The organism is Staphylococcus sp. AtHG25, assembly GCF_003217445.1.
Taxonomy (GTDB): Bacteria; Bacillota; Bacilli; order Staphylococcales; family Staphylococcaceae; genus Staphylococcus; species Staphylococcus haemolyticus.
In genome coordinates this window covers 52,631-64,304 of the sequence record NZ_QJSN01000005.1, presented here as the reverse complement: position 1 = coordinate 64,304, position 11,674 = coordinate 52,631, and the positions used below count along the sequence as shown (strand labels likewise).

The 11,674-nt window shown below is 30.7% G+C and carries 10 protein-coding genes; 1 reads left to right on the top strand and 9 read right to left on the bottom strand.

The genetic code is table 11. The features are described 5' to 3' along the window. Positions 1–47 precede the first annotated feature (47 nt). The 8 genes from BDW31_RS05600 to ccpN all read right to left on the bottom strand — a co-directional run bounded on the left by BDW31_RS05600 (position 48) and on the right by ccpN (position 9,085). On the bottom strand, positions 48–938 hold the full coding sequence (locus BDW31_RS05600) for a deoxyribonuclease IV (RefSeq protein WP_053024501.1): 891 nt from the start codon (positions 936–938) through the stop codon (positions 48–50). A 9-nt stretch (positions 939–947) separates the two neighbouring features. Then, positions 948–2,294 carry a DEAD/DEAH box helicase gene (locus BDW31_RS05595; RefSeq protein ID WP_053024504.1) on the bottom strand — a complete coding sequence of 449 codons (1,347 nt, stop codon included), beginning with the start codon at positions 2,292–2,294 and terminating at the stop codon, positions 948–950. A gap of 46 nt (positions 2,295–2,340) precedes the next feature. After that, positions 2,341–3,441, bottom strand: coding sequence for a Nif3-like dinuclear metal center hexameric protein (locus tag BDW31_RS05590; protein WP_037550648.1), 1,101 nt, complete (start codon positions 3,439–3,441; stop codon positions 2,341–2,343). Then, positions 3,431–4,120 carry a tRNA (adenine(22)-N(1))-methyltransferase gene (locus tag BDW31_RS05585; RefSeq protein ID WP_053024507.1) on the bottom strand — a complete coding sequence of 230 codons (690 nt, stop codon included), beginning with the start codon at positions 4,118–4,120 and terminating at the stop codon, positions 3,431–3,433. Before BDW31_RS05585 ends, BDW31_RS05590 begins: the two co-directional genes overlap by 11 nt. Positions 4,121–4,361: 241 nt before the next feature. After that, positions 4,362–5,468, bottom strand: a complete 1,107-nt coding sequence (gene rpoD / locus BDW31_RS05580) for an RNA polymerase sigma factor RpoD (protein WP_011275651.1) — start codon at positions 5,466–5,468, stop codon at positions 4,362–4,364. Between the two features lie 301 nt (positions 5,469–5,769). Then, on the bottom strand, positions 5,770–7,575 hold the full coding sequence (gene dnaG / locus BDW31_RS05575; RefSeq protein WP_110709309.1) for a DNA primase: 1,806 nt from the start codon (positions 7,573–7,575) through the stop codon (positions 5,770–5,772). Between the two features lie 59 nt (positions 7,576–7,634). Beyond that, positions 7,635–8,450, bottom strand: coding sequence for a pyruvate, water dikinase regulatory protein (locus BDW31_RS05570; protein ID WP_053024511.1), 816 nt, complete (start codon positions 8,448–8,450; stop codon positions 7,635–7,637). A gap of 11 nt (positions 8,451–8,461) precedes the next feature. After that, the gene (ccpN, locus tag BDW31_RS05565; protein ID WP_075140644.1) at positions 8,462–9,085 is read right to left on the bottom strand and encodes a transcriptional regulator CcpN; all 624 of its coding nucleotides are present in this window, start codon (positions 9,083–9,085) and stop codon (positions 8,462–8,464) included. 338 nt (positions 9,086–9,423) lie between these two features. Here ccpN and BDW31_RS05560 point away from each other — a divergent pair, with 338 nt between their 5' ends. Beyond that, on the top strand, positions 9,424–10,815 hold the full coding sequence (locus BDW31_RS05560; RefSeq protein ID WP_011275647.1) for a glycine--tRNA ligase: 1,392 nt from the start codon (positions 9,424–9,426) through the stop codon (positions 10,813–10,815). Positions 10,816–10,892: 77 nt separating this feature from the next. Here BDW31_RS05560 and recO read toward each other — a convergent pair whose 3' ends face one another. Beyond that, a complete protein-coding gene (gene recO, locus BDW31_RS05555; RefSeq protein ID WP_037550657.1) occupies positions 10,893–11,645 on the bottom strand; it encodes a DNA repair protein RecO in 753 nt (250 codons plus the stop codon). Positions 11,646–11,674: the final 29 nt, after the last annotated feature.

Genomic DNA, 11,674 nt, shown 5'->3' with positions numbered 1-11,674 from the left:
CATAGCCTTAAATATTAATATTTGATTCAACTTCCAATTAATAATAATTATTGCTGAAGAATTTTATATTTTAATTCTGAATCAAATTGTTGTGCTTTTAACATCTCTATTTCAAATTTATAAGGTGGTTTCTTATTTTTTTTATCTTCACCAACATAGGGTGTTTCTAAAATTTTAGGAATATCTTTGAAAACATCATGGTGTACTACATAATTTAATGCGTCAAATCCAATGTGACCGAATCCTATATTTTCGTGTCTATCTTTATGAGCACCTTGCTCATTTTTACTATCATTAACATGAACCACTTTTATTCGATCTAAGCCAATAATTTTATCAAATTCATTTAATACACCATCGAAATCCTCTTTAATGTTATATCCAGCATCATGAGTGTGACATGTATCGAAACAGATTGATAATCGATCATTATGAGTAACCCCGTCAATAATTTGTGCGATTTCCTCAAAACTTCGTCCAACTTCAGATCCTTTTCCAGCCATAGTTTCTAGAGCGATGCGCACATCATTATCATGAGTTAAAACATCATTCAAACCTTTAATAATCTGTTGAATACCTTTATCAGCACCAGCGCCAACATGTGAACCAGGATGTAGAACAATATCTTTAGCACCTAAAGCTTGTGTTCGTTCAATTTCATTTTGAAGGAAATCTACCCCTAATTGAAAGACTTCCGTTTTAGTAGTGTTAGCGATGTTTATAATATATGGAGCATGGACGACTAAATTAGATAAACCATATTTATCCATGGCTTCATGTCCTTTTTCGATATTTAAATCCTCTATGCTCTTTCTTCTTGTATTTTGAGGTGCGCCAGTATATATCATAAATGTAGACTCACCAAATTTGTGTGCTTCTTCTGCAGAACCTTCTAACATCTTTTTACCACTCATAGAAACATGTGACCCAAGTAACATTGCTTTCACCTAACCCTTATTATTTTTTTTTCGTTGTTGTCTATTTTGTCTTTTACTAAATTGTTTTCTTTCTTGTCTCTTCATTCTTTCGACTTCTTGTTTGAATTTCTTTTTATAACCTGGTTTGACTTTATTTTTAGTCTTACTTCGCACTTTATGTTTCACTTCGTTCGTTAAGTGATCGTCTTTTCTTACACGCTTACGTCGAGTATTATGTGCTTTAATTGGTGTTAATTCATTATTTTTCACATCAACATTTTCAAAATGGTAGCCTTTATCTTCAATTAGTGTGATTAAATGTTCTTCATCCGGACTATAAAGTGTTATTGCCACACCTCTATAATTACCTCTACCTGTTCTACCCACACGGTGTGTAAAGAAGTCAATATCTTTAGGTACGTCAAAATTAATAACATGACTAACGCCTTCAATGTCTATACCTCGAGAAGCTAAATCACTTGCGATAACAAATTGAAATTCTAAATTACGTATACGTTTCATTTGTTGCTTACGTTCTCTAGGTGTTAAACCACCGTGTATCATGCCAACTTTAATACCGGCTGCATTTAATGAATTAGCTAATTCATCCGCATTATCTCTACTATTACAAAATACAATACATAAGTACGGATTTAAAATATTAATTAATTGAAGTGTTTTATCTACTTTTTCAGTACCTTTAGTTGGAATTAGATAAAATTCGATATTTTTTTTATTTTGAGATTTAGAATCAACTTCTACATACTCAGGATTACTAAGATATTTATTTAAAAATGGTTGTAAGGATTTAGGTATAGTAGCACTGAAGACAGCTATATGTGCATTTTCATCAAGGCGTGATGCAATTAAATCTACATCTTCAATTAATCCTAAATCAATCATTAAATCAGCTTCATCCACTATAAGATAAGATGCTAAGTGCGCATGTAAATGACCACTTTGAGCTAAATCATTAATTCTAGTTGGTGTTCCTATTACTAATTGTGGTTGATTACTTGTACGCTGTCTATCTTTTTCAATATCTGTACCACCAATAAACAAACTAACTTTAACGCCCTGTTTAAAAGTAGCTAGATGGCTTGCTGCATGATATAACTGTTGTGCTAATTCTCTTGTAGGTGCCACCACGATAGATTGAGGTTCTTTATTTTCAACGTCTATTTTATCCATTAACGGTAATAAAAATGCATGCGATTTCCCTGTACCTGTTTGAGATTGACCTATTAAATTAACTCCTTTTTTAATTCTAGGAATTATTCTATTTTGAATTTCAGTTGGTTTTTCAAATTTTAAATCTTTAATTGCTTCTATAAGTTTTGAGTCTAAATTAAATAACTCAAATGGATGAGTTGCCATCGATTAGGCCTCCTTAAAATATTCAATTGATGTTGATTAAATTTTTTTAGCTATATTTGAATGGGTCTGTATTAATATTAGAAGCTTCAATTGGGAAGTTTACATTTTCAGTATTTAACCAATGCTTCAATAAATCTTTCAGTCCCTCTCTCATTACATATTCACTATAATGATTAATATCTAAAATGGTTATGCCGTTAGTCTGTGCATCAAGTGCATCATGGTGTTTAACGTCCCCTGTTATAAAGATATCAGCACCCTTATTAAAGGCAAGTGATTCAAATCCAATTCCAGAGCCACCAATGATTGCTACATTTCGAATGAGTTTATCAGAATCACCAGTATATCTAACACTAGGTATATCAAGCTGCTTTTTCACAAATTTCACAAATTCAGCTAATGGCATTGCTTCTTCCATATTCCCGATTTTACCAAGTCCATAATTAGCAGTTTTAGTCATTTTAATAAAATCATAAACTGGCGTTTCATAAGGATGGTTGCTAATAATTGCTTTTTCAGCTAATTCATATTGACTATCTTTAATCATAAATTCAATTTTAACTTCGTTCACGTATTCAATATTGTTTATTTGACCTAAATATGGTTTAGCTTCACCCACAGGTTTGAACTGACCGCGACCCTCAGTTTCATAAAAACAATATTCATAATTACCTTCTTTTGCAAGTCCTACTTGATCAAGGCTATTTTTAAAGGTTTCTATATCTTCCTTAGGTATATAAGTCTGAACTTTAAAATAGGTTTCATTTTCTTGTGTTAAAAATTGTATATTGTTTAACTTTAATTTATTAGCTAGCATTTGGTTTACACCATTAACGTGGTTATCAAGGTTCGTGTGTAGAGCAATGAGGTTAATATCATGACGAATAATTTTTTGAATTAATTGTCCATAACCATCATCAATAATTGATTTTACACCCTTAAAAATGAGTGGATGATGAGCGATAATCGTGTTGTAACCATTATCTATTGCTTGGTTAACAATTGAGTCGGTACAATCCAGAGTAGTTAAAATACCATTGATTTCAGATTCATTATTACCTATAAGTAATCCAACGTTGTCCCAACTTTCTGCTGTTTTGAGAGGAACGTGATTATCAACAATAGACATTAACTCTTTAATCTTCATAATTTAACACCTCAGTAATTAATGATATATCATTCTCTATTTCTTTAAGTCTCTCATGATGTGATTCTGAATTCAATTGATTGCGAATATGTTTAAGTGCTTCTAATTCATGATTCCATTTCTTATAAAAAATTTCATTTTTCTTTTGTAATAGCTTAGGTCCAAATTTTAATTCTTTATTATTCAAATTTTCACTAGTAGTATTGTATTCAGCTACAACTATTTCGTAAATATGTCCTTTTTCTTCCATAATAATCTCATCAACAATGTGATAGTTGATAGACATTAAAGTATATCTTAATGCTTCAGTCTGAATGTTACTTTGTAGAACTAGTCTAGGACCTTGAACTAGATGCTCTTTTCCTTCTTTTAATATTTTAGCAATTAACGGACCGCCCATACCACAAATAGTTATATTCTGTATTGATTCGCTTTTGCTTATAACACTCAATCCATCCCCTAATCGAACATCAATTACATCATTAAGTTGATTTACTAATACATTTTTTCGTGCTGCTTCATATGGACCTTTAATAACTTCTCCAGCAATAGCACTAGAGATTAAATTATTTTGAATTGCATAAATTGGAAGATATGCATGGTCAGAACCAATGTCAGCCAATTTTCCAGGAACAATGTAATTGCAAACAGAAGTTAATCTTTGATTTAAAGTTATCATAGGTATCTCCTTTACTATAAAAAGAGACTGGGACAAAGTTAAGTGTCTCAGCCTAAAATTCTCTTTAGCTCAATATAGTACCGTTTAAAATAGAATTGAATCATCATGGTAGATAATAGAATCTTTAATTAGTAAATGCTACAAATTAACTAATTAATTGAAATGAATATTTCAAAATTTTAAACGTTAAGTACTCTATGAGCATTGAAAATAAATAAAGTTGTAACTCGAATTATTAAAATTAATCCATAAAGTCTTTTAATCTCTTACTTCGACTTGGGTGTCTAAGTTTTCTTAGTGCTTTTGCTTCAATTTGACGAATTCTTTCACGTGTAACACCAAAGACTTTGCCAACTTCTTCAAGTGTTCTTGTTCGACCATCGTCTAAACCAAATCTTAAGCGTAAAACATTTTCTTCACGGTCAGTAAGCGTATCTAAAACATCTTCTAATTGTTCTTTTAAAAGTTCGTAAGCTGCATGGTCAGATGGACTTTGTGCCTCTTGGTCTTCAATGAAGTCACCTAAATGACTATCATCTTCCTCACCTATTGGCGTTTCTAATGATACTGGTTCTTGAGCAATTTTAAGAATTTCACGTACTTTTTCTGGAGGTAAATCCATCTCTTCCCCGATTTCTTCAGGTGCAGGATCACGACCTAAATCTTGTAATAATTGTCTTTGAACACGTATTAACTTATTAATTGTTTCAACCATGTGAACTGGAATTCTAATTGTACGTGCTTGGTCGGCAATCGCTCTTGTAATTGCTTGTCGAATCCACCAAGTTGCATAAGTGGAGAATTTAAAACCTTTACTAAAATCAAATTTCTCAACAGCTTTTATTAATCCCATGTTGCCCTCTTGAATTAAATCAAGGAATAACATGCCACGTCCAACATATCTTTTTGCGATACTTACAACTAGTCGTAAATTAGCTTCAGCTAATCTAGACTTAGCAATCTCATCACCTTGCTCAATTCGTTTAGCTAATTCAATTTCTTCTTGAGCACTTAGTAGATTAACTCGGCCAATTTCTTTTAAGTACATTCTTACAGGATCATTAATTTTGACACCTGGAGGAGCACTTAAATCATTTGGGTTTAATTTTTCATCAGTATCTGAGCTATCTTTCTCATTTACTAAACTAATATCATTATCATTTAATTGGTCAAAGAAATCATCCATTTGATCAGAATCCATATCGAAATTTTGCAATTTTTCGGCTATTTCCTCATGACTAAGGTGACCTTCCTTTTTACCTTTATCGATTAATTGTTTCTTAACATCTTCTAATGTTAATGTCGGATCTATTGTTTGTTTTTTAATTTTAACTTGGTTATCAGACATGAAAAGGCCTCCCAATAGTAATATATGCTTTGAAACAAGATATTTAATTATATAATATTTCAATATAATAAGAAAAGTATTAATAAAAATTCATAATAATGGTAACATTTCATATTCAATATTTGAATGTTTAATATCAATTATATTTAAACGGCATCACATTAATTAAATGTTACTTATGTTCCATATCTACCCGTTAAAAACGCATAATAACCATTATACAATAATGGTTATTAAATAGAAATACTATTTATATGATTTATTAAAGTATGCAATTTTATAGCAGTTTTTATAATAATAGTTACATACGAGCTTTATTTTTATTAACGATTTGTTCCAAATAATATTTTTGCAATTCTACGTCGCCTATCCGTGTCGCTTCACGTAATTTATGATTTAATTCTTCAAGTGTATCTCCATACTTTGATTCATTGATGACATTCATGTAATCTTCTATTTCACTATCATAAGGCTCTTGATTTAAATCATAATTATCCAAAGCGATTATTGCATCTCTCAAATTATCATTATCTGTGTAAAGTATCATATCGCTAATTGTATAACTGTCATTTTCAGCGTAAAAATCTTCTAAAACACTATATATACGTTTGAAAAATTGATTATCAAAGTCATCACTTTCAAGTTGCTTATGATAATTTAAGAATAAGTCTTTATCATTCATAAAATGTTTAAGTAAGGCTCTTTCAGCACTTTCATGTTTTGATAAATGACTAAATAAATTATTTGTATTATTTTGTATTTCACTATCATATGATTGATAATCGTTAAAATGAGGTTCGCTAGGAATATATTGTTGTTGATTCAACACATTGCTATTTAGAGTATTAGAATCAACATTAAATATATGTGCTACATCTTTGATTATCTTATTCTGCAAAATTTGAGAATTCATTAATGCAATATCTTGGGTAACTTCTTTAAGATAACGTTCATAAGCTAAGTCATTATTAGCAATTTCATCTTTGTGTTTATTTACTTTATAAATGATAAATGATTTCTTTTCATTATTTACATATTCAAGAAATTTTTCATTACCATATTTAGTTATATACTCATCTGGATCCATATCTTTAGGTAATTGAACAACAAAAACATTAAATCCTTGTTGTAAAAAGTGTTGCCCAGTTTTAATTGTTGCTTCTTGACCAGCGAAATCACCATCAAACATTAGAGTAATATGAGATGTTAGTTTTTTTAGAACAGTAATGTGTTCATCTGATATAGCTGTTCCCATACTTGCAATGACCGGTTTTAGTCCTGATGAATCGGATTTAATTACATCCATAAATCCTTCTAATAAAATGGCTTCATCATTTTTTCGTATATACTTTCTAGCATTATCAAGATTATATAATAATCTTCTCTTTTGAAATATGGGTGTTTCCGGACTGTTTAAATATTTAGGTTCTTGATTATTATATGTTCTACCTGAATAGCCCACAATACGACCTTGAGCATTATTTAAAGGGAACATAATGCGATCTCTAAACCTATCAAAATAGCTGAAATTTTCTTCATTTCGTGATAAAAGACCAGCTTCGTACGCGAGTTCTATATCATAACCTTTTTGTTGTAAAAAGTCATGACAAAAGTGAGTATGATTAGGCGCATAACCAATACCACGTGATTTAATAAGTTTTTCAGTAAAACCACGTTTTGTTAGATAATTTAATGCCTCTTCACCTTCTACTGTCTTAAGTAAAGCATATTGATAATATTCATGCATTAATTCATGCATCTCAATCATTGTTAAATCATTCGATGCTATTTGACTTGTATAGTCACTACTATTACCAATATCAACTGAAATGTTAATTCTTTCTCCTAGCTCTTTTACAGCCTCTACAAATGATAAATCTTTTATTTCTTGAGTAAATTGAAAGACATTACCACCTTTTTTACAACCAAAGCAATGACAAATTTGTTTATCTTCAGATACAGTAAACGAAGGAGTCTTCTCATCATGAAAAGGACACAAACCAATGTAATTGCGTCCTTTTTTTTCTAATTTTACATATTCACTTACTAGATCCAAAATATCGGTCTTATCTTTAATTTCATTAATTACTGATTGTTCAATACGCAATATATATCACCTATAAATTGTAGTCATAATATTATACTTTGTCTAAAGATAAATTAAAACTATTTTGATTGACTTTCGATTATATTAATAACATCATTAGCTGTTTCTTCAATTGCTTTATCAGATACATCAATGACTGCACATCCAATTCTGTCTACGATATCTTCGAAGTATTTAATCTCTTCTTTAATACGTATTTCATTAGCGTATCTAGCTGAATCACCTAATCCAAGCTGTTTCAAACGTTGTTTTCTAATACGATTTAATTTTTCTTCACTAATTCTTAAAGCGATGCATTTTGATGAGTCAATGTCAAATAACATGTCCGGTGGGGTTACTTCAGGTACAATTGGAACGTTCATCACTTTATAACTTTTATGGGCTAAATATTGAGATAAAGGAGTTTTTGATGTTCTTGAAACACCAATTAATACTATATCCGCTTTAGGTAATCCTTTAGAGTCTTTTCCATCATCATATTTTACCGCAAACTCAATCGCATCAATTTTCTTAAAATAAGCGTCATCTAAACGATGGACTCTACCAGGTTGATTATATGGATTCTCTTCAAAAGCATCTTTCAAATAGCCCATTAATGGACCCATAATATCAATAGAACGTAACTTATTAGTACCTATCTTACTTTCCATATAAGTTTTCATTTCTGGTTTAACTAACGTATAAACTATAATTGCATTTCTGTCATTTGCTACTTGAATAACTTCATCAATGTCCTCTTTTGTCTCGATATAAGGATACCTTAAAAATTCATGTTTACATTCCTTTGGATTGAATTGAGAAATACATGCTCTTGATACTAATTCAGCAGTTTCTCCAATTGAATCAGAAGCGATGATTATCTTTATATTTTCCATCGTTCTACCACCTATTCTTTAAATAATGATACAAATAATTTTGCAATTGTTGTTTTTGAAATTCTACCAGTGACTTGATATTTATTATTACCTTTATTTTTTACAATGGGTATTGAGTCGATTTCTTTCTCTATCATTTGATCTGCAGCATATATAATAAGTTCATCTTCTTCTAAATAAGTTAAGTTAGGCATTCTAGACATGTTTACACTGATAGGCATTGTATGAATATCCTCTCCAATCATAGATGCTCGTAACAAATCCTTTCTTGAACAAACGCCTATAAAATCATTATGCTCATTTGTAATGAATAAAGTACCTGCGTCTTCTAAAAAGATGGTACAAATAGCATCATAAACAGTCATATCTTCTTTTACAATGACTGGTGGAGACATATAGTCTTTAACAACATATTGGCGTAATTTATCGGTCATTAATTTGTTTTTTGATTTTCCTGAATAATAATAACCCACTCGAGGTCTAGCTTCTAAAAAACCGGACATAGTTAAAATTGCTAGGTCAGGTCTTAGAGTAGCACGCGTTAAATCTAATTTTTCGGCAATGTGTTCTCCAGTAATAGGTCCACCGCTTTTGACTATTTCAATGATTTGCTCTTGTCTTTTACTAAGTTCTATAGGTCTTCACCCCTTTTTTATTCACGTCTATTATACCTATTTATTTATGTAGCTACAAATACATATAATTTCTTGCTATTAAATAATCAATCTATTAAACTAATAGTAAGCGAGTTAAGGATGGTGTAAGCTTAACAATTTTAATTTGGCTAATATTAAAACTTTATAAAAGAGAGTGGCTACACTAATTTGGGTGGAACCGCGGGTTATTAAGGTATCAACTATATTAAAACAATATAGTAAAATAAATTAACTCGTCCCAAGATAATGATAAATGTAATTAATACATTTATTTATTGTCTTGGGGCGTTTTTATGTATTAAATAAGGAGAGATTATATGGTTAAAGATATGGAAACAATTGTATCATTAGCGAAACACAGAGGATTTGTATTTCCTGGTAGTGATATTTATGGTGGATTATCAAATACATGGGATTATGGCCCATTAGGTGTTGAATTAAAAAATAACGTAAAAAAAGCATGGTGGCAGAAGTTCATAACTCAATCACCATTTAATGTTGGTATTGATGCTGCAATTTTAATGAATCCTAAAACTTGGGAAGCTTCAGGTCACTTAGGTAACTTTAATGATCCTATGATTGACAATAAAGATAGTAAGATTCGTTATCGTGCAGATAAATTAATTGAAGATTACATGCAAAAAGAAAAAGGCGACGAAAACTTTATCGCTGATGGTTTGAGTTTCGATGAAATGAAACGTATTATTGATGATGAAGGTATTGTGTGTCCGGTAAGTGGAACTGCTAATTGGACAGATATTCGTCAATTTAATCTTATGTTTAAAACATTCCAAGGTGTTACAGAAGATTCTACAAATGAAATTTTCTTAAGACCAGAAACTGCACAAGGTATTTTTGTGAATTACAAAAACGTGCAACGTTCTATGCGTAAAAAATTACCATTTGGTATTGGTCAAATTGGTAAGTCTTTCCGTAATGAAATTACACCAGGAAACTTCATCTTCAGAACTAGAGAGTTCGAACAAATGGAATTGGAATTCTTCTGTAAACCTGGCGAAGAAATTGAATGGCAAAATTATTGGAAAACATTTGCTAGTCAATGGTTAAAAGATTTAAATATCAATGAAGAAAACATGAGATTACGTGACCATGACGAAGAAGAGTTATCTCATTACTCTAATGCTACGACAGATATCGAATATCGCTTCCCATTTGGTTGGGGTGAATTATGGGGTATCGCAAGCCGTACTGACTTTGACTTGAAAAAACATAGTGAACATTCAGGTGAAGACTTTAAATATCACGACCCTGAAACAAACGAAAAGTATGTTCCATACTGTATTGAACCATCTCTTGGTGCTGATCGTGTTACATTAGCATTCTTATGTGATGCATATGAAGAAGAAGGTGTTGAAGGAAGCAAAGATGCACGTACAGTGATGCATTTCCACCCTGCTCTAGCACCTTATAAAGCGGCTGTTTTACCATTAAGTAAAAAATTATCTGAAGAAGCTATTAAGATTTTCGAACAATTAAGTTCTAAATTTGCAATTGATTTTGACGAGTCTCAATCAATTGGTAAACGTTACCGTAGACAAGATGAAATTGGTACACCTTATTGTATTACATTTGATTTTGACTCATTAGAAGATAATCAAGTTACAGTACGTGACCGTGATTCAATGGAACAAGTGCGTATGCCTATTTCAGAGTTAGAAACATTTTTAGCTGAAAAAGTGGCATTCTAATAAAATGTGAATAATTAGTACTAACCCCACCTCAAATTTCTTTGTGGTGGGGTTTTAAGTGTGTGTATTGTTGGATATTAATATTCTATACGTTTAAGTTGGTTAATTAGCTTTTGACCTTTAAAGTACATGCCTGCATATTCTTTATAAATTAATAATATTAATTCTGACATTTCATCTAATATTTCTTGGCTAATGTTAAATTGATTCATTTTATCAATTGGTAATTTTTGTAAAACATCTAATAAGTATAACGTTTTGTTAGATATTCGAAAGGCATGTGGGTCTTTGTGTAATTCTGATTCAAGAATAGTTCCATCATATACAAAACTATACGCAACTAATTTTGATTGATCAAAGCTATTTGAAATAGCTGAGTGATTAAAAAATGCTGTAAACCCAAAACGATTCATACATTTTAAAAGAACTATAATTGACATTAATTGAGCTGAATCACCATTTGAAATCTTTTCGAGTACGAAGTGTAAAAGTTGGTAATGGAACGGTGAAATGTCATCATCATCCATAGAACGTTCAATTGCCTCTGCACATAACATAGCATAGCTACTATTAAATATATCTAAACGTAAATAATAATATTGATTGATAACATCAACTGAACTTAATGTACCCATACCTTTCCATTTATTATAAATAAATAAGCCATACACAAATAGTTGCGTATGGGCTTGCAAACCTGTTTTTGATTTTTTAGCTCGTCTAACCATTAATGGTATTTTTGCACCATGCTCGTTTAATATTGTAATAATTTTATCAGATTCTCCATAATCTACGGACTTTATGATGATACCTTTTTGTTTTTCGAGCATAGTTTCACGACCTTTCTAAAATCAAATAT

What these genes read in the sequence shown, in the direction of transcription:
- BDW31_RS05585 (WP_053024507.1), bottom strand. Translation starts at nt 4,120, where the DNA reads ATGATAACTTTAAATCAAAGATTAACTTCTGTTTGCAATTACATTGTT.
- BDW31_RS05595 (WP_053024504.1), bottom strand. Translation starts at nt 2,294, where the DNA reads ATGGCAACTCATCCATTTGAGTTATTTAATTTAGACTCAAAACTTATA.
- BDW31_RS05590 (WP_037550648.1), bottom strand. Translation starts at nt 3,441, where the DNA reads ATGAAGATTAAAGAGTTAATGTCTATTGTTGATAATCACGTTCCTCTC.
- BDW31_RS05570 (WP_053024511.1), bottom strand. Translation starts at nt 8,450, where the DNA reads ATGGAAAATATAAAGATAATCATCGCTTCTGATTCAATTGGAGAAACT.
- recO (WP_037550657.1), bottom strand. Translation starts at nt 11,645, where the DNA reads ATGCTCGAAAAACAAAAAGGTATCATCATAAAGTCCGTAGATTATGGA.
- BDW31_RS05560 (WP_011275647.1), top strand. Translation starts at nt 9,424, where the DNA reads ATGGTTAAAGATATGGAAACAATTGTATCATTAGCGAAACACAGAGGA.
- rpoD (WP_011275651.1), bottom strand. Translation starts at nt 5,468, where the DNA reads ATGTCTGATAACCAAGTTAAAATTAAAAAACAAACAATAGATCCGACA.
- BDW31_RS05600 (WP_053024501.1), bottom strand. Translation starts at nt 938, where the DNA reads ATGTTACTTGGGTCACATGTTTCTATGAGTGGTAAAAAGATGTTAGAA.